We start from the raw sequence: 23,629 nt of genomic DNA, 5'->3' as shown, positions 1-23,629 counted from the left end.
ACCGGAGGACGCATGGTCAGCGGCAGGCGTAGTTGACTGTTCGCCGTGGACTGCATCTTCTGTGCGATCGCTGCCGGTGAGGCGAGCGCCCACCGGGTCTTCGAGGACGGGACGACGGTGGCCTTCCTGGACGCCCGACCGCTGTTCCCCGGGCATGTGCTGGTGGTGCCCAGACAGCATGCCCAGACGCTGACCGACCTGCCCGAGGCCGAGGTTGGGCCGTTCTTCGCCCGGGTCCGGCTGGTCACAGGGGCGGTGGAGCGCGCCATGGCAGCCGCGGGATCGTTCGTCGCCGCCAACAACCGGGTCAGCCAGTCGGTTCCGCACTTCCATGTGCATGTGGTACCGCGCAACCCCAAGGACGGGCTGCGCGGCTTCTTCTGGCCCCGACACCGCTACGCCTCGGACGGGGAGGCGGCGCAGGTGGCGGCCCGGGTACGCGCGGCGCTGGAAACCGACCGCGGGTGACGGCGGCCTGCGGGCTCCCCGTGGCGGCGGGGTGCCGCCGCCACGGGGAGCCCACGGTGCGTCAGTCTCCGGTGTCGGTCGCCCAGATCGGGACGCCGGCGCTGGTGTAGATGACGACGTTGCCGTCATCCTGCACCGCCAGGTAGGCGCCCGAGTACCCCCAAGTGCCGGAGGCCCACAGCGGGCTGCCGTCGGCGGCGTAGACCACGAAGTTGCCGTCGGCCTGCATCACGGCACTGGAGCCGCTGGGCCAGGCGCCGACGGCCTGCCACGCGGCGCGGCCGTCCTTGTACAGCACCAGGTTGCCGTCCTGCTGCAGCCGCAGCACGGCACGGCCGTTGCCCGACGTCCACGCCTGGTTGCGCTGGAGTGTCGAGCCGGCCAGGAAGAAGCTGTCGTCCATCGGCCGGTTGACGGTGACCTGATGGCCGGCCGTCGGGGCCGGGGCCGCCTGCGCCGGTGCGGCGAGAAGGGGCATCGCGATGAGCACGAGACCCGAGGCCGCTACGGCTACCATCCGCCCTAAGGGCGCTAACGTGCGCATACGTCTCCTTTGGATCCTTTGGATCGAAGCGGTGGAAACGAACTCCGCAACGGTAACGGTGTGCAAGTCTCCGATTACAGTGGGAAATTGAGACTGGCGTGATCGCTGCGCAGTGAGCGGCACTTTCCTGCCAGTGCCGTACGCATATGCCTCAACCCCCACAGCACCGCGCGGCGCCCGCGCACGGGACCGGACCAGCGAGTCCCGCCACCATTGGCCCAGACCCGCCAACTCCCGTCCCGCATCGCCCGTTCGTCCGATTCCGCCCACCGATTCCGCCTGGCCGACGGCGGGTTCCGCCGAGTTGGGCGGCCACACGGACGCGTGCGCTGGCGGATTTTCGGAACGCACGGGGCGACAGCCGTCAGTCCGTCGCGCGCAGCGCGTGGAGGATCGCGCGGCCGCGCTGGACATCGCGGAATCGTGCGGTCAGTACCGGCTCGCCCTCCAGGTCGGCCGAGGCGGAAGGTGAGGCCCGGCTGCTCGCCGCGGCCGCAGAGGCCCCGATCGGCCTTGGCTGTGCGCACCGACTGCGCGGGGTGATCGCCTTGGGCTGTGGCCGTCACGAGGGGAGCGGCACCCTGCCGAGCACGGCGCTGGCCGACTTCCGCGCCGACGCGAACTCCTATGGTGAGGCGGAGGTGTTGGGCCTGGCCCGGGGGCGGGGCCGCTGACGGTGTGTCTTCCGTGTGATGTGTCAGCGGTACTGGGAGGGGCAGACGCTCCTCCACATGGCGCAGGCCCACCGCGCCCCGGGTCGGCACGGACAGTCCGCCGCAGCCGCCGTGGAGGGCCGGGCGCTGCTGGGTTCCGTTCAACTCCCCCGAGTTCGGCCGTGCTTCACATCCCGCCGCGACCGGCGGTGATCCGGCCTCGGCGGGACGACGCCTCAGTCGTGCGGGTCGGTGATGGTGATGTTGAAGTCGGCGCCCACGGTCAGTGGTGCGGTCAGGTCCCAGTTGCCCTGATCGGCCAGCTGCTGCAGCGCCTGTGAGCGGTCGACGGCCTGCGGCCAGTCGTTCTGCCGTCCGGGCGTACAAGGGTTGGTCATGTGCTGTTGGCGGATGGTGTTGAACTGGGAGAGCCACCGGGCTTCGTCCACGCCGGACGCGGGGTTGCCGCCGAGCGCGGAGTCGGTCTCGCTGGCGATCTTTACCATGCCGTCGCAGTCGTCGGGGCCGAGCCCCATCATCAGCGCGGTGTCGAAGAGGTTCTCCAGGCCGAGGTTGGTCTTGACGCCCTCCTTGGCCGCGAGGTCCTGTGCCGGGGTGAGGTAGGTGTCATGCCCCACCTTGAGCTGCAGCTGTACGAACGCCGGGTCCTGCGCGGCCTGCTTCCAGTCGTCGGGGAAGGCACTGCCCAGCGAACTGGTGTCGTCGCTACCGGCATCCGCCAACTGCTGGAGCGTTGCGGTGTACTTGGCCAGTACGTTGTCGGGCTCGGCGGCGTCGTACTGCTTCACCAGGTCCAGCATGTCGCCGGTGGCGGTGCAGAAGCCGATCCAGCCCGCCGTCCAGCCGCAGCCGTCGTTGTCGTTCTCGATGTTGGCGTACCGCGGGGAACTGGCGCTCTGCTCGAACACGGCGGTGATGTCGTCCATCATGTAGATCGTCTGCTGGTCGGTGCCGGGCCTCGCGGTGGCGGTGGCCGTCGCGGGCACGGTCATCGCGGTGCCGAACGCCGCGATGAGGGATACCGGGACCAGGAATCGGAGCACGGTGCGTGTCATGCGAATCTCCCTTGTGGTCGAGACTCCCGCTAGTTAGGAAAGTTTCCTAACTAGGCCAGGACCGTAAGGGGTCACCATGTCCACGTCAACCACTACGGGCGGCGCGGCACCCGCCCGGCGCCGTCCGCGGCTGACGCGTTGGTTCCGGCGCGCCGCCCTGGCCTGCGCCGGACTAGTGATCGCGGTGACCGTCGCGTCGTTCGGCTACAACGCCGCCACGGCGGGCCGCGCCGCGCCTCCGTCCGGGCTCAGATACGTGCAGGCGGCGGACATCCGTACCCGCTACCAGACGTGGGGGCACACCGGGACGCCGATCGTCCTGGTGCACGGCGCCTTCGAGTCGGTCGACACCTGGTCCCGGCTCGCCCCGCTGCTCGCCCGCGACCACCGGGTGTACGCCCTTGACCTCACCGGCGACGGATACAGCGAGCGGCGCGGCCCCTACACCGTCGACCACCTCACCCGGCAACTGCTCGGCTTCCTCAACGCGATGCGACTGAACCGTCCCGTGCTGGTCGGCCACTCCAGCGGTGCGGCGATGGTCGCGGAGGCGACACTGCGGGCCCCCGGGCGCATCGGCGGGTTGGTCCTGCTCGACGGGGACGCGCTCAACACCGGTGCGGGGGCGCCGTCCGCGCTGCGGTACCTGCTGATCGACCCGTACCGCACCAGCCTGTTGCGGCTCGGGCTCGGCTCCGACGCGCTGGTCCGGCGACTGTACGAGGCACAGTGCGGCCCCAGGTGCCCACGGCTGGACCGCGCCGGGGTGGACGTGTGGCGGCGGCCGCTTCAGGTACCGGGCGCAGAGGCGGCGCTGTGGGGCCTGCTCGACGCGGGGGTGCCCGGCCTACCCGCCGACCAGTTGGAACGGCTGCGTGCCGTACACATCCCCAAGGCCGTGGTGTTCGGCTCCCGGGACGACGTGTTCACCCCCCAGGCCCCCGCCCAGACCGCGGCCCGCATCGGAGCACCACCGCCCACCCTGATCCCCGACGGGCGCCACCTGACGATGATCTCCGACCCGGAACGGGTCGCCGCAGCGGTGACGGCGCTGGGCTGACACCTTCGGCCGGGGCCGCTCCGGATCGGGGATCGCCCCGTTCGGGACTGTCGCCACCTCCTCGGTCGCGCCCCTAGGAGTCGTTCGGACCGAGCAGCGCCAGCGCTTCCGCGGTGGTGGCCGCCGGGATCGAGGCGGACAACTGCCCGTGTCGGTGGACCGCTTCCAATGTGATCCGCGTCTCACCGGTCGCACCCCGGGACGGCCGCGCCCACGTCGGGCTTGACCAGCCCGACGCGGCGAGGAACACCCCGGCCGCCTTGATCGCCTGGTCGAACTACCGCCAGCGGGCGTACCGCTCGGGGAACTCCTCGGGCCGAAAAGGCCTTCCGGAACCCGGCGGGCGCGCTCTCGCCAATCATGCCCCGGCACCTCACCGCACCCCCCGCACACCGCGCTGCCCCCAACGGCAGCGATTGCGGCAATTCGGAACCTTGTGCGCATACCAGCGAGTAGATATCGTTCGCTGAAAAACAGCCGCTAAAGATCCTGGTCCCAAGTGTGCGAGGAGCGCCTCCCGCGCCCGCCGCTCCTCGTCCCCCGCGTCATCAGCACACACCGCCTCAGCAGTGAGGTGATCCTCCAGGGAGCACAACATGGCACGTTCCTCTTCGCAGCCGGAACCGTTCCCCTACCGACCCGAACGACCGCCGGTGAACTGGCCGGGCTCGGTCCGTCCGCCGGGCTCTCCGGAGTTCGAGCAGTCGGCCAAGAACTGGCTGTTCGACCTGGCCCCAGCCCGTTGGTGGCACGAGGAACTGCTGCACCGCCACCCGGTGGAGCTGGCTTCGATGGTGCGGCGGTGGCTGGAGGCGGATGTCCATGCGATGCAGGCCGGGCTGCGTGACCTGACCGACTCGCTGTCGGGGCACGACGCGCGCCTGCCGCAGGCCTCCGAGCTCTACACCCATGAGCGGGACTGGGCCCGGGCGATGCTGGAGCAGGTCAAGCTGGTCGAGGAAGGGCTGCGCACCGCGTTGAGCGAGGCCAAGCGCAGGTCCAAGGCGCACCGCGCGAAGCACCTCCCGCTGCCGCGTCCGCGACCCGCCACGGGGTGATCCACCGCCGAACGGCCTTGGCGTGACGGGTTCGGGGCCGCGCCTCAGCCACCGTCGCTCTGGTAGGGGACGCAGTTGGCCGAGGGTCGGCCGCCGTGTGCGCCGAGGAACGCCAGCAGGTCGCAGACGGACTGGCCGAGCACCTGGTCGTGGTCAAGCCCGGGGTATGTGCGCTCCACCACCTCGCGCGACCCCAGCGACCGCAGGTTGCCCACCACGGCGTCGGTCCACCGCGGCGGTACGTCCTGGTCGGCCGAGCCCTGGATGACCAGCACCGGTCCGTGGATCGCGGCGCGGTCCGGGTCGCCGTACGCGCCCATCTCACCGTCCACCCGGCTGAGTTGCTCGCCGCTGAGCGGAAGCGCCTGTTCGGTGCTGGCGTCGGTCAGCTTGGTGTGCCCTCCGCCGAGGCACTGGCTGAGGATTCCGGCGGCGGTCCTGGCGGCCGAAGGCCCCAGCAGGGAGCGGAGGTTGACGGACCGATCCGTGGCGCTCAGCCCGGCGAGGGAGTACAGCGCGAAGCTCAGCTGGGACGGCTGGTGTGCGGCGATGACGCCGGGAAGCATCACCTCCAGGTGGCTGGCCGGTGTGATGGCGACCGTGCCCCGCAGGCGCAGTCCGGGCACCCGGCGCGCCGCGTTGGCGGCGAAGAGGGCGGCCTGGCCGCCCTGGGAGTGGCCGACGGCGAACCAGGTCGGCGCCAGGTTGGGCTCCACACGGCGGGCGGCGGTGACGATGTCGACCACCGCGTTGCCCTCGTCGGCGCCGACCAGATAGGTGTGCATACCGGGTGTGCCGAGCCCTGGATAGTCCGTGGCGGTGACCGCGTAACCGGCGCCCAGCAGGGTGCGCAGCTCCTGCGCGTACTCGTTGAAACCCAGGTTCGGCGCCTGCGACGGCGCGCAGCGGTCCGCGACGCCGGTGGTGCCGTGTCCCCAGGACACCACCGGCCAACCGCCGGGCGGCGGTGCGCCCCGGGGGACGAGCACGGTGCCGCTGACCGGGATGTCCGCGTGGTGGGCATTGACCGAGTGGTACAGCACGGTCCAGCGGTGTGCGGCGCCGGTCTGCTGGTCCGGGCCCTGGTCGGTGGCGGCGATCAGGGCACCGGGGGCGTCCTCGGGCAGGGGCCGCGGCACCTGGTAGGTGTGGTCCGCGACCCGTACATCGGGGGGCGCGGCGGTGGAGTGGCCGGAGGCGGTGGCCGAGCCCGAGGCGGGGGCGCCGTGGCCGGCGGAGCAGCCGCCCACCGCGACAGCCATGGCCAGCAGTGCCTTCAGGATGTGACGACTGGGGTTCCTCATGGCGTACGTCCCTTAGCCCGGCGATGCGGTGTGCCTTCACCGTGCCGCCGGACGCGCGCCGGGAGCGGTGCGCACCGCCGCCGTGGCCCCGGAAATCCAGTCCGGCGACGCAGCGCGGTAACGCGCCTGGCGTACGCGGGCGGCCACCGGCCGCTACTGGTCGTCGCTTTCCGGCCCGCCGCCGGGGGGTGACGACCGGTACCTCCCGCCCGGCACAAGCCGGGCCATCACCTCCGGGAACTCCAGGTGGAGCCCTCCGTCCGCCGCGCGGGGTCGCGCCCCGATGACGGAGTCAGCGGCGTTTCGGCTTGGACTCATGGCCGCTCCGGGGTTCCCCTGCCACCCCGACTGCCACGCTCTTCGCGTCTCGGCGGCGCCATACGGCCGCATCGGCCGCTCAGCAGGCCGTTCGACTTCCGGCCGCCGCACCGCGCGGCTGCCGGATCAGCAGGCTGGCCTGCACCTCCTGGTCGTGCACCGCGGCGTACGTGTGCGGGACGTCCGCGGCCCACGAGATGTGCTCGCCCGCCCGCACCAGCCGTTCCGCCCCGCGCGGACCCACCCGCGCGGCTCCGGCGATCACTGTCAACTGCTCGGTCACGCCTGCCGGATGGGCGGGTGAGTGCTGGACCCGACCGGGCCTGATCGTCAGCCAGTACAGCTCGGTGGTCGCCGTGGCGTCCTCGAAGACCTCCAGCAGCCGCGCCGTGACCGCCGCACCGCGCACCTCGCCCGTCGCCTCCGTCAGCAAGGAGGCGAGTGGGACACCCAGTTGGCCCGTGATGGCGTAGAGCGTCTCCAGCGTCGGATTGCGGGTGCCCGCCTCCAGCCCGGAGAGGGTCGCCTTGCCGATGCCCGCGCTACGGGCCAACTCCGAGAGGCTGAGCCCTCTTTCCTGCCGAAGCCGCTGGATCCGCTGCCCCATCGCGACAGCGGACTCGGGCGTCCATGCCTGCACCATGACATTCAGTATCCCGGGCGCGCCCGGCGGCCCCGATGGGCTAGCGTTCCATATATGGAACAGCAGCGGCTCCACCCGGCAGACGACCGGCAGACCGGCCGAATACCCGAATCCACTTCACCCCCCGGACTCGCGCAACCGCTGATCGCCGGAGTCGTCACCGCGGTGGTCGGCTTCTCCGGCGCGTTCGCCGTGGTCGTCTCCGGACTGCGGGCGGTCGGTGCGGACCAGCGCCAGGCCGTTTCCGGACTTCTGGCACTGTGCACGGCCATGGGCCTGCTGGCCATCGGCCTGTCAACGCGCCACCGGCAGCCGATCAGCATCGCCTGGTCGACCCCAGGAGCCGCCCTCCTGGTCGCCACGGGCCGCCAACCGGGCGGCTACGCCCAGGCTGTCGGCGCCTTCGCCGTCACCGGAATCCTGCTCGCCGTCACCGGCATGTGGGGGCGGCTCGGCCGATGGGTCACCGCCATTCCGGCGCCACTCGCCTCCGCCATGCTGGCCGGGGTCCTGCTACCGGTGTGCCTCACACCGGTGCGGGCCGCCGTGGCACTGCCGTCCCTGTCCCTGCCCGCCATCGTGACGTGGGCGGTTTTGACGCCGTTCGCCAGGCGCTGGGCCACCCCCGCGGCGCTCGTGGTGGCGATCGGCTCGCTCGTCGTGCTGCGCCACCCCGATCTGGGCTCGCTCGCGCAAGTCCTCCCCACCGTGACGGCCACCCGCCCGGCGCTCAGCACCGGTGCGGTGATCGGCATCGCGCTGCCGCTGTACGTGGTCACGATGGCCGCCCAGAACGTCCCCGGAATCGCCGTGCTCAACCAGTTCGGCTACCGTCCGCCCACCCGGTCGATCCTGGTCAGCACCGGCGCCGCAACCGCGCTGTGCGCGCCGTTCGGCGGCTACGCGCTCAACCTGGCCGCGATCAGTGCCGCGCTCGCGGCCGGGCCGGACGCCGGACCCGATCCGAAGCGCCGCTGGATCGCCGCCACCACGGCGGGCGCCACCTATCTGGGGCTCGGGCTCGCCGCGGGCCTGTCCGCCGCGCTGCTCACCGCCGCGCCCCCACTGCTGATCGAGGCGGTAGCGGGCCTCGCCCTGCTCGGCACTCTGGGCTCCGCGCTGACCGCCTCCGTCGCCGATGCCGAGGCCCGCGAGGCGGCCATGATCACGTTCGCCGTCACCGCGTCCGGCATCAGCGTGCTGGGCATCGGCTCGGCGTTCTGGGGCCTGGTCGCCGGTCTCGGCCTGCACTCGCTGCACGGGGTGCGCCGTACCGCCGCCCGCCCCCGCCCCTGAGTCGCTCGGGGCGACAGAGTGCGCCCGGCGTGGTAACCAGTCGACAGGGCCGTGCGGTCTGGAGACTGGAGGGTGCCATGCAGAAGGTCTACGAGATCTACATCCGCACCACCCCTGAGCGGCTCTGGGAGGCGATCACCGACCCGGAGATCCGGAGCAAGTACAACTTCGGCGCCCGTGTCGTCTCCGACTGGACCCCCGGCTCACGGTTCCAGATGATCGCGCCGGGCGCCCCGGGGCCGCTCGGCGAGGGAGAGAACCTGGAGGTGGACCCGCCCCATCGGCTGGTGCAGAGCATGGTCGCGCTGTGGAGCGACCAGGTGAGGCGCGAGGGCCCCTCACGGGTCACCTGGCGGATCGACCGCATCGCCGAGGACTCCTGCCAACTCACCATCACCCACGACCGGTTGCGCCAGGGCGCCAACAACGAGCTGTACGGCGGCTGGCCGATGATCCTCTCGGGCCTGAAGACCTGGCTGGAAACCGGCGAGAAGCTCACCACGCCGGGCTCCCTGCGCTACGGCTGAGCCCCGTCGCCAGCGCCCGCCCACCTGACCGTCACACCGTCCACAAGGAGCAGCGCCATGACAGAGGAGAACGTCCGCACCACGGACACGGCCTTCACCATCACCCGGACCTTCCCGGCTCCCCTGGCAACCGTGTGGGACACCTGGACCCGCCCCGAGCACTTCCAGCAGTGGTTCCACGCCAAGCCCGGCACGGTCGAACTCGACCTGCGCACCGGAGGTCCGTGGCGAGCGGTGACGCAGACCCCTGGTGGGGAGATGCCGGTGTCGGGTGTCTACCGCGAAGTGATCGACGGGGAGAAGCTGGTGTGGACCGTCGACACGCCGGGCGATCCGGTGGTGATGACCGCCACCTTCAGCGAGCGGGACGGCCGGACCGTCGCCGTGTACCACCAGACGGTCGTCGCCCCCTTCACCTGCGACCAGGCCGTCGCGGGGGCCACGGGCCTCCTGGACAGCTTCGGGCAGTACCTCAAAACGATCACGGGCACCCAGCCCTGACCCCCGCCGCGGAGCTCATAGCCGGCGCCCCTAGGCTCTGGCGCCATGGCTCGAACCCGGCTCTACCGCAATGGCACCCTCACGCTGGAGAACTTCCCCGTCGAGGACATATCCGAATACGTCACCGATCCCGACGCGGCGGTGTGGCTCGACCTGTGCGCCCCGGAGCACGCCGACTTCGAGATGATCAGCGAGGAGTTCGGCCTGCACGAACTGGCGGTGGAGGATGCCCGGCACGACCACCAACGCCCGAAGCTCGACCACTACCGCACCCATGCCTTCGTCAGCGCCTACTCGGTCAGCAACGACGCCGACAGCGGGCTGCTCACCACCAGTGAGATCTCGGTCTTCATCACCAAGAGCGCCCTGATCACCATCCGCAACGACGACAGCTTCGACATCGAACAGGTCGTCGCCCGCTGGGACAACAACCCCGACCTGGCCAAACACGGCGTGGGCTTCCTGCTGTACGGGCTGCTCGACGTCATCGTCGACGGGCACTTCACGGCGGTGCAGAACCTGGACGACCGCATCGAGGAGGTCGAGGACCTCCTGTTCGAGGACAGCCGCGCGCAGATCGAATCCGTGCAGCGCCGCTCGTACGAACTGCGCAAGAGCCTGACGAAACTGCGCCGGGTGGTCATTCCGATGCGCGAGGTGGTCAACAGCCTGCTGCGCCGGGACCTGCACATCGTCAGCGAACCGCTGATGCCCTACTACCAGGACGTCTACGACCATGTGCTGCGGGCCACCGAATGGACCGAATCGCTGCGGGACATGGTCACCTCCATCATGGAGACGAACCTGACCGTCCAGGGCAACCGCATGAACCTCATCATGAAGAAGGTGACGAGTTGGGCGTCGATCATCGCGGTGCCCACCGCGGTGACCGGATTCTACGGACAGAACGTCCCCTACCCGGGGTTCAGTACCGAATGGGGCTTCGCGGCGTCCACCGCCGCCATCGTGATCCTGTCGGTCGTCCTCTACATCAGCTTCAAGCGCAAGGACTGGATCTGACCACCACCCACGCTCACCGTCCGGCGGCCCGGTGACCGACGGGGACGCGCGTTTCGTGCCGCACATCATCCGGTGAGGCGGCTCGGGTGTCGCGGACGGGTGAACTTCCGTTCCTTCGTGCCGGTTTCGGGGAGTTCCGGGGAGGTCACTACACGTCCCGATTCCCCGCACGGAAGGTGTCACCGATGCGCCGTACAACCGCCACCGCTGTGGGAGCCGTCGCGCTCCTCGGCGCCCTCGCCGCCCCTGCCCAGGCCGGCGCGGGCGCGATGCCGGACGTCACCGGCAAGGGCCTGGTCGCCGCCGAGCGGGCGATGCCGCACGGCGTGCGGATCACGCTGGTGGACGCGCGCGACGCCGGGCGCCATGTGCTGTGGCCGGCGAACTGGAAGGTCTGCTCGCAAAGTCCCGCGCCGGGCAGGCCGCTTGGCGGCCAGCGCGCCGAGCTGCGGGTGGTCAAGACCAAGGAGCGGTGCCCGTGACGCTCCGGCCGTCAGCCGGATGACCGACCTGGCGGCCGGGCGTACGACCACAGGCTGACCCTGAGCTCCGCCCCAGGGCGCGACTGCGACCGGTCCGGCGTGCGTACGGTGAGGTGAGAGCCCAGCCAGCGCGGAGGAACCGAGCCAGCATGCCGGACCAGTCACCATCGTCACGCCGTTTCCGTGCCGACTCCTGCTTCGTCACCGGCGGCGCCCTGCTGGCGCTGCTGGTGGTCGGCGGGCTGTTCTGGGCGAAGTACAACATGTCCACGGTCAAGGAGTGGCGGGGCGGAAACGCCTGGAACCTGACCTACGAGGCCGCAGCGGTCAGCGGTGACCCGCGGGCTGCCGCGGTGCGGTACCGGCACAACCCGGACTCGTTCAGGAAGGACTTCCGCGACGAGCGGCTGGGGGCCATCCGGCTGCCGTGGCACACGGAGGCCAACGTCAACACGGGGGCGGTGGCCCGGATGGAGGTCGCCCCGGCCGGGGAAGGGCAGGTCTCCTGCCGGATCCTGCTCGACGGCGTCCGGGTGGTCGCCGAAGGCAGGTCCCCGGCCCCCGGCGAGCCCGCAGTCTGCGAGGTGACCACCAGCAGCACACCGGAGAAGTGGCCCACGAAGCCCAGCTGACGTGCGGCTTCCGCCGCCCGGTACCAGGATGCACGTGTGTCGAACCCCAACGCGGCCACGGACGGACAGCTGCATCGGGCGGTCGGGTTCTGGGGCCTGATGTTCCTCTCGCTCGGGTCGATCATCGGCTCCGGGTGGCTGCTGGGCGCGCTCACCACGGCCGTCATCGCCGGTCCCGCGTCGCTGCTGTCCTGGCTGCTGGCAGCGGTGATGCTCGGGGTGCTGGCACTGGTACACGCCGAGTTGGGGGCGGCGTATCCGATCTCGGGCGGCACCGCGCGGTTCCCGTACTTCGCCTTCGGCCCGCTGGTCGGCTTCACCGCGGGGTGGATGTCCTGGCTGCGGTCGGTGATGATCTCGCCGATCGAGGTGGAGGCCACCCTCTCCTACTCGGACCGCATCGGCTGGGTCCACGACCGGGTGCACATCCTGCATCCCAACGGCACCCTCACCCTCGCGGGTCTGGTGATCGCCAGTTGCTTCATGCTGCTGTTCACGGTCGTCAACATCCTCGGCGTGCGGCTGCTGTCCTCCACCAACTCGGTCACCGTGGTCCTGAAGACCGCGGTGCCGCTGCTGACCGTGGCGGTGCTGATGTCGCTGGCCTTCCACGGCGCGAACTTCACCGCGGGCGGCGGCTTCGCCCCGCACGGGGCGCACGGTGTCTTCGCGGCGCTGCCCGCCGGTGTGGTGTTCGCCTTCCTGGGCTTCGAGCAGGCCATCCAACTGGCCGGCGAGGCACGTGACCCGCAGCGGGACGTCTCCCGGGCGGTGATCGTCGCCATGGCCATCGGCACCGCGGTCTACCTGCTGCTGCAGATCGCCTTCATCGCGGCGCTGGAGCCCTCGGCGGTGAGCCACGGCTGGGCCAGCCCGGTCGGCAGGGGCGACTTCGGGCCGTACGCCACTCTGGCGACCGGGCTCGGTGCCGCCTGGCTGGCGGTCGTGCTCTACGTCGACGCGGTCGTCTCCCCCGCGGGCACCGGGCTGGTCTACATGGCGGGGGCCGCCCGGCTGTCGTACGCGATGGGACGGCAGCGGGTGCTGCCCGCGCCGGTCGCCGCGGTGGGCCGCCGGGGTGTGCCGGTGGTCTCGGTGCTGCTCGCGTTCGTCGTCGGTGAGCTGGCATTCCTGCCGTTCCCCAGCTGGCAGGCGCTGGTCAGCGTGGTCACCTCGGCGGCGGCGGTCATGTACGCCTTCGCGCCGGTGGCACTGCACGCGCTACGGGTGCGGGACAGCGCCCGACCGCGCCCGTACCGGCTGCCCGCCGGGTCGGTGCTGGCTCCGGCGGGGTTCGTCTTCGCCAACCTGATCTTCTACTGGTCCGGGTACCAGGCTGACTGGAAGCTCGCCGCCGTCGTGCTGTTCGGGCTCGGCGTACTGGCGCTCACCCGCAGGGGGATCCCGGTGGGCGACCGGGGCGTGCTGCGCTGGCGGTCGGCGGCCTGGGTGTGGCCGTGGCTGGGCGGCCTGGTGGTCATCTGCCGCTTCGGCCGGTACGGCGGCACCCGCGCGCTGCCCGGCTGGTGGGACCTGCTGGTCGTGATCGCGTTCAGCCTGGCCGTGCACTACACCGCGGTGCGGCTCGCGCTGCCGTCCGACGCGGTGGACACCGCGGTGCGGGGCGAGCGGAGTTGACGGTACGTCAGTCACCCTCCAGGATCACCCGGCACCTGGTGCCGCAGGTGGCGCACTCCATCAGCGCGGCGTAGACGTACATCGTCTGGTGGCCTTCGGTGTCGGTCCTCACCGCGAATTCCGGCTCGGTCCAGCGCACCTTCTCCGGATCCGTCTCACCGCAGTTCCGACACGGCCACGACTCCATAGCTTCAGCGGCTTCAGCCATAGTGCGCCTCCGGGGTCGCCCTTGGCCCCCCAAAAGTCCCAGCCCCAGGCTACGCCGCTGTGATCCTTTAGTTAAATTCCCGGCACTCCCCGTAGCCGCGGCCAGGGAGTGAAATCTTCGGCGCAGCCCTTGACTCCGGACAAATAGTGACGAAAATAGCAATACACCAGAAAACCAGAGAGAGCCGCATCCCGTTGGCAGAGACGTCTGTCGACCCGAGTGACCCCCATCGAGGCTCTGGTTAGGCCCCCGGCAGAAGCACATGCCGGTGTTGGAACCGTCGGCGACGACTGAGGTTCACGGCATCGACGTGGAGCACCGGGGGCTGTCGTCTGTCCGCAATCGGCCGTCAGCGCTTGGGCCAGTGCCAGGCGGGCTCGTCCAGCGGCCCCTGGCCGACGATCCGCGTCTGCCCGTGCTCCTTGACCAGCTGGATGGTCGTGACCTCCGGCGCGTCGTCGACGGCCAGCCGCTGCACCGCGTGGGTCAGCGGCTGGGAGTGGGAGACCACGATGACCTGCGAGTGTGCCGCGGCCATCGTGATGAGGTGGGCCAGCGGGGGCAGCAGTTCCGGGTGCAGGCTGGTCTCGGGCTCGTTGAGCACCAGCAGCTCCGGTGGGCGCGGGGTGAGCAGCGCGGCGACGAGCAGCAGGTAGCGCAGCGTCCCGTCGGACAGCTCCGCGGCCCGTAGCGGACGCAGCAGGCCGGGCTGCCGCAGCTGGAGGTCGAAGCGCCCGGCGTGGTCGGCGACGGCGAGCTGGCCGCCGGGGAAGGCCAGGCCGACGTGCGGTCACCGATCTCCCCCGCCGACGCACCGGCACCCCCCGAGGGCTGGCCGGGGTCGACGGCGCCACGGCACGGTGGGCAACCGGCCGCCCCGGTGCCGTTGCACGGTGCGCGCCGAGAGGTCGGCCAGCGAGTACAGCGGCAGCAGGATGAGGTCATGGCCGATCACGGCGCCCACGAACCAGACGGCCACCCCGACCGGCCGGACGGAGAACAGCCGCACGGCGGCGTACCCGGCCAAAGCGAAGGAGCAGACCAGCACGAGCAGGTGCAGCGGATGCGCTCCGTACCAGCGTGCGAAACGTGCCATGGTCAGACACGGGTACCAGCACCACGCCCAGCGTGACGTGCACGCCCTGGGTGAGCCGGTACAGCCAGTACGGGTGCGTCGGCCAGTCGAACAGGTAGAAGCCCAGCAGGCCCTTGTCGGGGGTCTGGTCGTTGAGCGGGCCCAGCCCGGGGTTGTAGGCCGCGTACGACAGCAGGCCGGTGACGAAGACGACCGGGATGCCGATCAGCAGCACCAGCCCGAACACCGAGGGCAGCCATGGCCCGCGGAGCGGACTGCGCCAGAAGCCTGGCCGGAACGGCCCCGGGGGCGGCGGGAGCTCCATGGCCGCCCGCGCCAGCGCGGCCACGCGGGCGCCGCCCCGGCGGCCCAACGCCACCGCCCGCGCACCGCCCCTGCGTACCGGCGCCGCGATCCGCGCTCCCGCGCGCCGCCAGCGCGGCTTCCCGGGCTCCGGGCTGCCGGGCGACCCGAAGCGCCCGCTGCTGCCGTGTCACCCATCGCCCGTCTCCTGCAGGGCGGTTCACGACGGCGACCGGCACGCCGGTCGCGACTGCCATGAAGTCTCGCCGCTGCGGCTCGACTTCACGGCCGTCGCGGCCGGTCGACGCCGTACGGCACACCTGCGGGTGGATCGCTTGGGCAAATGGCGGACACACGAAAGCGCCCGCGCACGAGGACCCCGTTGTCCTCGCGCGCAGGGCGCCACACGTTCTCGCTCGGGCGGAACGGGCCGATCAGTAGGCGGAGTTGACGTTGTCGATCGAGCCGTACCGGTGCGCCGCGTAGTTGGCGGCGGCGGTGATGTTCGCGACCGGGTCGTAGATGTTCCAGGACGTGCCCTGGACGTGGTACGAGTTGAACGTCGGGTCGATGACCTGGAGCAGCCCCTTCGAGGGGATGCCCATCGCCGCGTTGGAGTCCCAGTTGTTGATGGCGTTCGGGTTGCCGGACGACTCGCGCATCACGTTGCGGTAGATGCCGTCGTAGCTGCCCGGGATGCCGTGGGAGTGCATGACGGAGAGCGCCTGGTTGATCCAGCCGTTGAGGTTGTTCTGGTAGGCGGGGGCGGCGGACGCGGCCGGCGCGGCGGCGAGCGCACCCGCGGCGACGGCGACACCGGCGACCGTGGCGCCAACGGAGTACTTCGCGGTCTTGGCCAGCCGACCGAACTTCGACATCACGGAGAACTGCATGCGAGGACCACCTCAACCTTTCGGGGACCCGGGGAAAGCCCAGCGGGTACCGGAAGTGTTAGCGGCATATAAATCCTGGTCAATAGCGGTTTTCTACTATGAAGGGCCGTATGCCGCTTTAAGCGGGATCCTCATGCATCACGCACCATCTGGGACGAAAGTCCCTTTTCTCGCACTATTGCGCTTCGTAGTGAGGCAGGTCACATTGCGAAGGTCACACCTCCGGCCGGAAATAGTGATCCACGCCATATCGCCCAGCTCACGCCGGGCGAATATCCGGGGCCATGGGCACGCCCCGGCCGCCGCGCGCTGCCAGGATTGCTGTCATGACGGTGCTTGGGGTGGACGCCTGCGCTTCCGGCTGGGTCGGCGTCGCGCTGCGGGACGGCGCGTTCCTACGGGCCTGCGCGGCACGCGACTTGGACACGCTGCTGGCCGAAGTGCCGGACGCGGCGGTGATCGGCATCGACATGCCGTTGGGGCTGCTGGAGACGGCCACCTGGCGGCGCGCCGACCTACTGGCCGCCACCCGGCTCGGACGGCACCGCTCCCGCGTCTTCCGGGTGGCGCCGCGACCGGTCTGGGACGCGCCCGACTACGCCACGGCGAACCTGCGGTGCCGCGAACTCACCGGCTCCGGGTTGAGCCGCCAGACCTGGGCGCTCAAGGTCAAGCTCCGCGAGGCCAACTCCCGCCGGGGCAACGGCGATCAGCGGCTGTACGAGGTGCACCCGGAGGTCTCCTTCGCCGCCATGAACGACGGCGAGCCGATCTCCTGGAGCAAACGCGGCTGGAACGGTCAGATGGCCAGGAGGCGACTGCTGGGCGCCCACGGCATCGCGCTGCCCGAACACTTCGACGGTGTGGTGGGCACCGTGCCGCCCGACGACCTCCTGGACGCCTGCGCCGCCGCCTGGAGCGCGGGCCGGATCGGTGACCGCACCGCCGTGCCGCTGCCCGACCCGCCCGAGCGCACTGCCAGCGGTCTGCCGGTGGCCATCTGGTACTAGAGCGCCAGCGCGCTCCTGGCCGCCGCCACCGCCTGCCGGGCGTAGCCGCCGCCGAACAGCACGGTGTGCACCAGCAGTGGAAAGAGCTGGTGCAGCCCGGTCCGGTCCGCCCAGCCGTCGGCGAGCGGGTGCACCTGCTGGTATCCGGCGAGCACCCGGTCAAGGTGCGGGCAGCCGAACAACTGGAGCATGGCGAGGTCGGTCTCCCGATGGCCGCCGTGCGCCGCCGGATCGATCAGCCAGGCGTTCCCGTCGCTCCCCCACAACACGTTGCCGTTCCACAGGTCGCCGTGCAGCCGCGCCGGGGGTTCGGCGGGTCCGGCGAGTTCCGGCAGCCGCCGGCAGACCCGCTCAACGGTGGCGGCCTCGGCCCGGTCGATCGTCCCCTCGTCCACGGCCCGGCGCAGATAGGGCAGCACCCGCCGCTCGGCGTACCACTGCGGCCAGCTCGCGCCGGGCACGTTGGCCAGCGGGGCCAGGCCGATCCAGGCGTCCGCCGGGCCGCCGGGCGGCGGCGCCCCGAACGCGGGCGCACCGCAGTCGTGCAGGGCGGCCAGTTCGCGGCCCAGCCGCTCGGCCGCCGCCGGGGTCGGTTGCCGCTCCTCGACGCGGTCGATGACCAGCCAGTCCTCGTCCTGGCCGTGTACCGCCGGTACCCGCACGGCGCCCGCGGCGGCGAGCCAGCGCAGCCCGGCCGCCTCGGCGCGGGTCGCGTTCGGTCCGTTCCCGCGCTTCACCACGACGACGTCCCCGCCGTCCAGCACCACCTCGGTCATCGCCCCGGAGAGTCGGCGCAGCGCGGTGGTGCGGCGGCGGGTCAGCCTGGCCGCCGCGGCCTCCGGCCGCTCGGCGGGTCGGCAACCGTTGCCGCCGGTCATGCGTCGAGTTGGTCGCGCACCCAGGCGAGCAGTCCGGGCATCGCCGTCTCGATCATGTCCAGCACCTCGTCGAAGCCCTCGGACCCGCCGTAGTACGGGTCCGGAACGTCCAGGGCCGCATCGGCGTCCGGGTCGAACGAACGCAACATCCGCACCCGCTCCGGCTCGTCGACCATGCGCCGCAGCGCCTTCTCGTGCCCGGTGTCCAACGCCAGCAGCAGATCGGCGTCCAACTGCTCCGCGCTGACCTGCGCCGCCACATGGACGGTGGGGTAGCCGCGACGCTTCAGCGCCGCACCGGCCCGCGCGTCGATCGGTTCACCGGCGTGCCAGGGGCCGGTGCCGGCGCTGCTGACCCGCACGGCGTCGGCGAGCCCCGCCCGGCGCAGATGCTCTGCGAAGACCAGCGCGGCGGACGGCGAGCGGCAGATGTTCCCGGTGCATACGAAGCAAATGTGCACGTCGGCAAGGATACGGGTGCTGGTCGCGGACCGTGCGGGAGCCGATCCGGCCCGGACGCCCTACCATCGAAGACGCGGTACCAGTGAGCGGGCGGTACGGAGCAGGGCGTGCCGTGCCCGAGCCCGCCGCGCGCAGGGCGCGAGTAACCGCCGTACGCCCGGCCTGCATTGACGGCCGGTCACCATAACTGCCCCGGAACAACGGCGAGAAGCGGTTACGAGCGTGTGGCAGAACCGCTACATCCATCCCGCAGAGTGACGGATGAGGCCGCCCGCGCACCGTTGCGCGCCGCGCGCCCCTTGTGCCCCATGGGCGGCCGGTACCCGAAACACACCGAAGGAGCCATCCGATGATGCGGAACAGCGCTCGCAAGACGGCCGCGGTCACCGCGGGAATCGCACTCGCCGCCGGTACCGTCCTCGCCGCCTCCGGGGTCGCCGCAGCGGCACCCGCCGCGCGCGGCACCGCCACCTGTACCACCTCCGGTCTGCACGCCTCGCTGGTGGACAAGGGCCGCGGCGGCCAGGCCGGCATGTCGCACATAGGCAAGGTGCTGGTGCTGAAGAACACCTCGGGCCGCACCTGCGCGTTGCGCGGCTACCCGGGGCTGCGCTTGGAGAACGCTCACCACCAGTCGCAGACCACCCACACCCACTGGGGCGCCACCTACTTCGTGCCCGACCCGGGTGCCAAGACCATCGTGCTGCGCCCCGGCCAGTCCGCCGAGGCGGACCTGGTGTGGGCCGACGCCGACGCACCGCGCATGGTGCGGGCCGCCTACCTGGAGGTCACCCCGCCCGCCTCCCGCGGTCACCTGACCATTCCGTTCAACCACATCGTCACCAACGGCGACTTGTCGGTGACCGCCTTCACGCGGTCCATCAACGTCGCGTAGCGGCACCCGCCCTGGCCCCCGCCGCTCGCCCGGCGGGGGCCGGACGCCCGGTGGCCGACCCCGGAACCCGGCGAACACCGATCACCCCGAATGCGCCTGCGCACGCGCTCCGTCAAGGTCTGACCGTGCTGGTCGGCTGGTGTTCCCCGCCTCTCCCCCGCCGCGAAGACCCACTTCGGCGGCCACCGCACTCCAGTCAAGCGGGTGACCCGTACGCCAGAGCGGCGATTCGCACTGCTGACCGGAGTACGGGTGGTGGCGTACTGCTTTCGGGCTGTCTGTACCGCCTGACACGTCCTCAAGTGGAGGGATCGGGTTTTTCGTACAGTTTCATACTTCATGTGGACTGCCGCCAAGGCCTGTTGCCGAGACATCGGAAGGAACCCTTGTGGACCACCTGACCCGGCGAGGCTTCGTAAGAGCGGCGGCCCTGACGAGTACCGGAGCGGGCATCTCCGCTCTCACGCCGACCGCGACCGCCGCCCCCGACGCCTCACCTCAGACGGCCGGCACCCGGACGGTCACCTTCACCAGCGGCACCAACGCCTGCGTGACCGTCTCCCCCAAAGGGGACCAACTTGTCCTTGAGGTCCAGGGGGTGCTGTGGTCGCTGCCCCGGCAGGGCGGCACGGCGAGGGCACTGACCCCGATCGACCTGGAACCCACCCGCCCGGCCTGGTCGCCGGACGGCTCACGGATCGCCTTCTGCGCCTACCGGGGCGGTTCCTTCCATGTGTGGACCATGGCACCGGACGGCTCCCAGCTGCGCCAGCTGACCGACGGGCCCTGGGACGACCGGGGTGTGGCCTGGTCGCCGGACAGCCAGTGGATCGCGTTCTCCTCGGAGCGCGGCGGGGACGATGTCGTCGGCAGCTCGTACAGCATCTGGAAGGTCAACGCGCACACCGGTGAACTCCACCGGCTCACCGAGGGACCGCACGAGGACTACGACCCGACCTGGCACCCGGGCGGCGGCAGGGTGGTCTTCGTACGCGCCGAGCACGTCAGCGGCAACACCAAGGAGAACGGCCGGATCATCGCCTCGGTGCCCGCCCACGGCGGCAGGGTCAGGGTGGAGCAGAGCGTGCGGGTCGGCGCGGTCTCCGGCCCCGCGGTGTCCGCCGACGGCCGGATCGCCTACGTCTACCTCGACCCCGGCCCGCTGCCCACCGGCTCGCGCACCTCCACACTGAAGGTGGACGGCCTCACGGTCACCGACGGCGAGGACGTCTGCCCGCAGCCCGCCTGCTGGGCGGCGAGCGGAGAGCTGTTCTACGTGGCCGACGGCCGGGTCAAGGTGCGCGGCACCGGGTCGCGGTCCGACGCCGCCGAGGAGATCCCGTTCACCGCGCGCCTGGACGTGCCCCGCCCGCGCTACCGCTCCAAGCGGTACGACTTCGACTCCACCTCCCTGGTACCTGTGCGCGGCATCCACCTTCCGGCGCTGTCCCCCGACGGGCGGTCGGTGGCCTTCGTGGCGCTCAACGCCCTGTGGCTGATGCCGATCGGCGGGCGCCCGAGCAAGCTCGCCCAGGCAGATCCCTCCCGGTACGTACAGATGCCGTCCTGGTCCAGGGACGGCGGAAGCATCCTGTACGCGTACGACGGGGACGGGCACTTCGCCGTGCACCGCAGATCGCTGGCCGACCAGAGCGAGACCGTGCTGGCCACCGGCGGACGGCTCAACCCCGCACTCTCCCCCGACGGCACCCGGCTGGCCTGCCAGGACGTCACCGGCAAGCTCATCGTCCGCGACCTGCGCTCCGGCACCGAGCGCGCCCTGGCCTCCTCGCTGCACGGCGGGGGGCTCCCCGGGCGGCCGAGCTGGTCCCCTGACGGGCGCTACATCGCGTTCTGCGACCGCAACCGGCTCAACTACCGCTTCCGCGAGGGCTACAACCACATCCGCATCGTCGACACCCGTACCGGCAACTGCACTTCGCACCTGCCGCTGCCGCACTCTCCGCTGTCCGACCGCGGCGACAGCGGGCCCGTCTGGTCGCCGGACGGCGCCTGGATGGCGATCATCATGGAGTCCGCGCTGTGGGTGCTGCCGGTCAAGCCGGACGGCACGCCCAGCGGCCCGCCGAAGCGGCTGACCGAGGAGGCCGCCGACCACCCGTCCTGGGCGGCCGACTCCATGACGCTGCTGTACCTGTCCAACGGACGGCTGCGGCTGATCCGCAGGGACGGCACCGGGCGTCGCACCGTCCCGGTCCCGCTGGAGTACGGCCGACGGCTGCCGCCGCGCACCGCGGTCACCCGGGTGCACGCCGGACGGCTGTGGGACGGCACCGGCGAGACGGTCCGCAACGACATGGACATCGTCATCACCGGCAACCGCATCAGCGCGATCGAACCGCACCGCCGAGGCGCCGGACACCGCGGTGAGCATCTTGTCGACGCCTCCGACAGCACCGTGATCCCCGGGCTGTGGGACGCCCACATCCACCCCTGGCAGTTCTGCTACGGCGGGCGGCAGAACCATCTGATGCTCGCCTACGGCATCACCAGCTGCGTCTTCATGGGCGGTCTGGCCTACGAGTCGGTGCGGGTGCGCGAGTCGGTGGCGGCCGGGACGATGAACGGGCCGCGCCAGTTCGCCACCGGCGAGCTGATCGACGGCAGCCGGGTGGCGTCCAACCACGACCGCGCGCACCGCACGGCCGACGGGGTGCGGCGCAGCCTGCAACGCGCCGTCGCGCTGGACTACGACTTCGTCAAGACGTACGTCAGGGCGTCCGCCTGGATCATGGCCGAGGCGGCCCGTACCGCCCACCAGATCCTGGGCGTGCGCACCGGCGGCCATCTGTGCGCACCCGGAGTCGGGCTCGGGCTGGACCTCACCACCCATCTGCACGCCACCCAGCGGCTGGAGTACGGGCACGCGCTGTCCCCCACCCGGCACTGCTACCAGGACATCGACGAGATCTACCGGGACGCCGAGTTCCAGATCATCGTCACCCCGTTCACCGCCTCCCCTCTGCTGGGCGCCGACCCGTACCTGGCCGACGATCCCCGGGTGAGCACGCTGATGCCGCGCTGGGACGCGGCGTTGATCAGGAACACCGCCGACAGACGGCCCAGCGACGACCAACTGCGGGCGCTGCGGCGGGAGATGGAGATCTATCACCGGCTGATCGGCGAGCACGCCAACCTGGCGGTGGGCACCGACGCCGCGCTCGTCCCGTACGGCATCCATCTGCACCTGGCGCTGCGAGGGCTGCACCGCTTCGGCGGGCTGACCGTGGCGCAGACGCTGCGCACCGCCACCGCGGCGCCCGCGCGGATGTTCGGGGTCAGCGACGACCTCGGCACGGTGGAGCCGGGCAAGCTCGCGGACCTGACGGTGATCGACGGCAATCCTTTCAAGGACTTCAACCATCTGGTGCGCACCAGCATGGTGTTGCGCGACGGGGTGGTTCACCGCCAGGCGGACCTGGTGAACGCGTTCAGCCCGGACCACAACGCGGACCACACCGATCCGCACCGGGTGGACGAGTCGGTGTGGCTGGCGGTCAGCACCCAGCTGCGGCGCGAGTCCTGCTGCGCGCCCCCGGACGCCACCGACCCGACCGTGCTCTGAGCGGCTGATGGATCCCGCCGCCGAGTCGTGGCTCGGCCTGGTCCGGTGGGCGCCCACGGCGCTGATCGGCGCGGGGGTCGTCTTCGACCTGCTGACGCCGATCCAGTACTCCGGCGGCCCGCTGGTGGCGGTGGCCTGTGTGGCGGCCGGGGCGACACTGCCGCTGCGGCGCACCGTGGTGGTGGCGGCCGCCATGGTGGTGGCCACCTTGTGGTGGACGTTCCGGCAGGGCACGTTCGGCCCGCTCCACGGCGCGGTGGAGGCCGGTAACGTCATCATCGGGGCGCTGGTCGGCCTTGAGGTGAACCGGGTGATCTCCCGCTACGGGCGCCGGTTGGAGGCGGTGCGCACGGTGGCGGAGGCCGCCCAGCTCGCCCTGCTGCCGGATCCGCCGCGCCGACTCGGCCCGTTGTCGGTGGCCGCGCTGTACCGGGCGGCGCAGAGCGAGGCCAGGATCGGCGGTGACGCCTACGCCGTGGAGGAGACCCCGTACGGGGTCCGGCTGCTGATGGCGGACGTGCGCGGCAAGGGGCTGGAGGCGGTGCGTGCCGTCTCGGTGCTGCTGGGCGCCTTCCGGGAGGCCGCCGAACAGGCGGCCGATCTGGTGGAGTTGGCCGGGCGGCTGGAGCACGCGCTGGTCAGGGAGGGGCGGCGACGCGAGGGCGACGAGCGGGCGGAGGGCTTCGTCACCGCACTGGTCGGCGAACTCGACCTGGAGCACGGCGCGGTACGGCTGCTGAACCGCGGCCACCCCTCGCCCTACCTGTTGCACGAGGACGGTGGGGTAAGCACGTTGGACCCGACGGAACCCGATCTTCCGCTGTGCATGGGCAAGTTGAATCCCCAGCGGTCAGCCGCGGACAGTTTTCCCTTCCCGTCCGGTGCCACGCTGCTGCTGGTCACCGACGGAGTGACCGAGGCACGGGACCGGGCCGGGCACTTCTACGATCCGGCGGCGCGACTGGCCGGGCGCGGCCCGTTCGGGGAGCCCCGGGAGACGATCGACGTCCTGGTGCGGGACGTCGGCGGATGGACCGGCGGACACGACGCGGACGACATGGCGGTGCTCGCCCTCAGCCGCACCCGCCCGTCACCTTGA

23 protein-coding genes and 2 pseudogenes are annotated in these 23,629 nt (G+C 71.3%); 15 read left to right on the top strand and 10 right to left on the bottom strand.

Annotated features, from left to right (window positions below; all coding sequences use genetic code 11):
• Nucleotides 1-45: 45 nt before the first annotated feature.
• Complete coding sequence (locus P3G67_RS10450; protein ID WP_276093177.1) at nucleotides 46-468, top strand: HIT family protein; 423 nt, start codon at nucleotides 46-48, stop codon at nucleotides 466-468.
• 61 nt (nucleotides 469-529) lie between these two features.
• On the opposite strand, the gene P3G67_RS10445 is transcribed toward P3G67_RS10450, so the two are convergent.
• Complete coding sequence (locus P3G67_RS10445; RefSeq protein ID WP_276093176.1) at nucleotides 530-985, bottom strand: hypothetical protein; 456 nt, start codon at nucleotides 983-985, stop codon at nucleotides 530-532.
• Nucleotides 986-1,560: 575 nt separating this feature from the next.
• Between P3G67_RS10445 and P3G67_RS10440 the strand changes: the two genes are divergently transcribed.
• Nucleotides 1,561-1,686, top strand: coding sequence for a hypothetical protein (locus P3G67_RS10440; RefSeq protein ID WP_276093175.1), 126 nt, complete (start codon nucleotides 1,561-1,563; stop codon nucleotides 1,684-1,686).
• A 215-nt stretch (nucleotides 1,687-1,901) separates the two neighbouring features.
• Here P3G67_RS10440 and P3G67_RS10435 read toward each other — a convergent pair whose 3' ends face one another.
• The gene (locus P3G67_RS10435) at nucleotides 1,902-2,741 is read right to left on the bottom strand and encodes a chitosanase (protein WP_276093174.1); all 840 of its coding nucleotides are present in this window, start codon (nucleotides 2,739-2,741) and stop codon (nucleotides 1,902-1,904) included.
• 76 nt (nucleotides 2,742-2,817) lie between these two features.
• Here P3G67_RS10435 and P3G67_RS10430 point away from each other — a divergent pair, with 76 nt between their 5' ends.
• Together P3G67_RS10430 and P3G67_RS10425 are read left to right on the top strand one after the other, a co-directional pair.
• A complete protein-coding gene (locus tag P3G67_RS10430) occupies nucleotides 2,818-3,801 on the top strand; it encodes an alpha/beta fold hydrolase (RefSeq protein WP_276093173.1) in 984 nt (327 codons plus the stop codon).
• A 596-nt stretch (nucleotides 3,802-4,397) separates the two neighbouring features.
• Nucleotides 4,398-4,859 carry a hypothetical protein gene (locus P3G67_RS10425; RefSeq protein ID WP_276093172.1) on the top strand — a complete coding sequence of 154 codons (462 nt, stop codon included), beginning with the start codon at nucleotides 4,398-4,400 and terminating at the stop codon, nucleotides 4,857-4,859.
• 44 nt (nucleotides 4,860-4,903) lie between these two features.
• On the opposite strand, the gene P3G67_RS10420 is transcribed toward P3G67_RS10425, so the two are convergent.
• A complete protein-coding gene (locus P3G67_RS10420; protein WP_276093171.1) occupies nucleotides 4,904-6,163 on the bottom strand; it encodes an alpha/beta hydrolase family protein in 1,260 nt (419 codons plus the stop codon).
• A gap of 397 nt (nucleotides 6,164-6,560) precedes the next feature.
• Nucleotides 6,561-7,124 (bottom strand): helix-turn-helix domain-containing protein, encoded by a 564-nt coding sequence (locus P3G67_RS10415; protein WP_276093170.1) that lies wholly within the window; start codon nucleotides 7,122-7,124, stop codon nucleotides 6,561-6,563.
• Between the two features lie 54 nt (nucleotides 7,125-7,178).
• Here P3G67_RS10415 and P3G67_RS10410 point away from each other — a divergent pair, with 54 nt between their 5' ends.
• From P3G67_RS10410 to P3G67_RS10380, 7 genes are all read left to right on the top strand, one after another.
• Entirely contained in the window at nucleotides 7,179-8,420 is a 1,242-nt protein-coding gene (locus tag P3G67_RS10410) for a benzoate/H(+) symporter BenE family transporter (RefSeq protein ID WP_276093169.1), read from the top strand.
• 77 nt (nucleotides 8,421-8,497) lie between these two features.
• Entirely contained in the window at nucleotides 8,498-8,947 is a 450-nt protein-coding gene (locus P3G67_RS10405; RefSeq protein WP_269859091.1) for an SRPBCC family protein, read from the top strand.
• A gap of 57 nt (nucleotides 8,948-9,004) precedes the next feature.
• Nucleotides 9,005-9,448 (top strand): SRPBCC domain-containing protein, encoded by a 444-nt coding sequence (locus P3G67_RS10400; RefSeq protein WP_276093168.1) that lies wholly within the window; start codon nucleotides 9,005-9,007, stop codon nucleotides 9,446-9,448.
• A gap of 45 nt (nucleotides 9,449-9,493) precedes the next feature.
• The gene (gene corA / locus P3G67_RS10395; RefSeq protein ID WP_276093167.1) at nucleotides 9,494-10,468 is read left to right on the top strand and encodes a magnesium/cobalt transporter CorA; all 975 of its coding nucleotides are present in this window, start codon (nucleotides 9,494-9,496) and stop codon (nucleotides 10,466-10,468) included.
• A 185-nt stretch (nucleotides 10,469-10,653) separates the two neighbouring features.
• Complete coding sequence (locus tag P3G67_RS10390) at nucleotides 10,654-10,950, top strand: hypothetical protein (protein WP_276093166.1); 297 nt, start codon at nucleotides 10,654-10,656, stop codon at nucleotides 10,948-10,950.
• Nucleotides 10,951-11,099: 149 nt separating this feature from the next.
• Nucleotides 11,100-11,582, top strand: coding sequence for a hypothetical protein (locus P3G67_RS10385; RefSeq protein ID WP_276093165.1), 483 nt, complete (start codon nucleotides 11,100-11,102; stop codon nucleotides 11,580-11,582).
• A 36-nt stretch (nucleotides 11,583-11,618) separates the two neighbouring features.
• Nucleotides 11,619-13,220, top strand: coding sequence for an APC family permease (locus tag P3G67_RS10380; protein WP_276093164.1), 1,602 nt, complete (start codon nucleotides 11,619-11,621; stop codon nucleotides 13,218-13,220).
• Nucleotides 13,221-13,227: 7 nt separating this feature from the next.
• Here the strand turns inward: P3G67_RS10380 and P3G67_RS10375 are convergent, their stop codons facing one another.
• From P3G67_RS10375 to P3G67_RS10355, 4 genes and pseudogenes are all read right to left on the bottom strand, one after another.
• Nucleotides 13,228-13,407, bottom strand: a complete 180-nt coding sequence (locus P3G67_RS10375; protein ID WP_276093163.1) for a hypothetical protein — start codon at nucleotides 13,405-13,407, stop codon at nucleotides 13,228-13,230.
• Nucleotides 13,408-13,777: 370 nt separating this feature from the next.
• Entirely contained in the window at nucleotides 13,778-14,131 is a 354-nt protein-coding gene (locus P3G67_RS10370; RefSeq protein WP_276093386.1) for an AAA family ATPase, read from the bottom strand.
• 396 nt (nucleotides 14,132-14,527) lie between these two features.
• Nucleotides 14,528-14,828, bottom strand: a pseudogene (locus tag P3G67_RS10360) (molybdopterin-dependent oxidoreductase); the annotation flags it as partial.
• Between the two features lie 412 nt (nucleotides 14,829-15,240).
• A pseudogene (locus P3G67_RS10355) lies at nucleotides 15,241-15,576 on the bottom strand (transglycosylase SLT domain-containing protein); the annotation flags it as partial.
• A 449-nt stretch (nucleotides 15,577-16,025) separates the two neighbouring features.
• Here P3G67_RS10355 and P3G67_RS10350 point away from each other — a divergent pair.
• Nucleotides 16,026-16,709, top strand: coding sequence for a DUF429 domain-containing protein (locus P3G67_RS10350; protein WP_276093162.1), 684 nt, complete (start codon nucleotides 16,026-16,028; stop codon nucleotides 16,707-16,709).
• On the opposite strand, the gene P3G67_RS10345 is transcribed toward P3G67_RS10350, so the two are convergent.
• Nucleotides 16,706-17,587, bottom strand: coding sequence for a fructosamine kinase family protein (locus P3G67_RS10345; protein WP_276093161.1), 882 nt, complete (start codon nucleotides 17,585-17,587; stop codon nucleotides 16,706-16,708). The two genes, P3G67_RS10350 and P3G67_RS10345, sit on opposite strands and share 4 nt — an antisense overlap.
• On the bottom strand, nucleotides 17,584-18,048 hold the full coding sequence (locus P3G67_RS10340) for a low molecular weight protein-tyrosine-phosphatase (RefSeq protein ID WP_276093160.1): 465 nt from the start codon (nucleotides 18,046-18,048) through the stop codon (nucleotides 17,584-17,586). Before P3G67_RS10340 ends, P3G67_RS10345 begins: the two co-directional genes overlap by 4 nt.
• Nucleotides 18,049-18,398: 350 nt before the next feature.
• Here P3G67_RS10340 and P3G67_RS10335 point away from each other — a divergent pair, with 350 nt between their 5' ends.
• The 3 genes from P3G67_RS10335 (at nucleotide 18,399) to P3G67_RS10325 (ending at nucleotide 23,629) form a co-directional block, all read left to right on the top strand.
• Nucleotides 18,399-18,944 carry a DUF4232 domain-containing protein gene (locus tag P3G67_RS10335; RefSeq protein ID WP_276093159.1) on the top strand — a complete coding sequence of 182 codons (546 nt, stop codon included), beginning with the start codon at nucleotides 18,399-18,401 and terminating at the stop codon, nucleotides 18,942-18,944.
• A gap of 388 nt (nucleotides 18,945-19,332) precedes the next feature.
• Entirely contained in the window at nucleotides 19,333-22,530 is a 3,198-nt protein-coding gene (locus P3G67_RS10330) for an amidohydrolase family protein (protein ID WP_276093158.1), read from the top strand.
• A 7-nt stretch (nucleotides 22,531-22,537) separates the two neighbouring features.
• A complete protein-coding gene (locus P3G67_RS10325; protein ID WP_276093157.1) occupies nucleotides 22,538-23,629 on the top strand; it encodes a PP2C family protein-serine/threonine phosphatase in 1,092 nt (363 codons plus the stop codon).

It is taken from the genome of Streptomyces silvisoli (assembly GCF_029269905.1).
Taxonomy (GTDB): domain Bacteria; phylum Actinomycetota; class Actinomycetes; order Streptomycetales; family Streptomycetaceae; genus Streptantibioticus_A; species Streptantibioticus_A silvisoli_A.
This window is presented reverse-complemented; position numbering and strand designations above follow the sequence as displayed.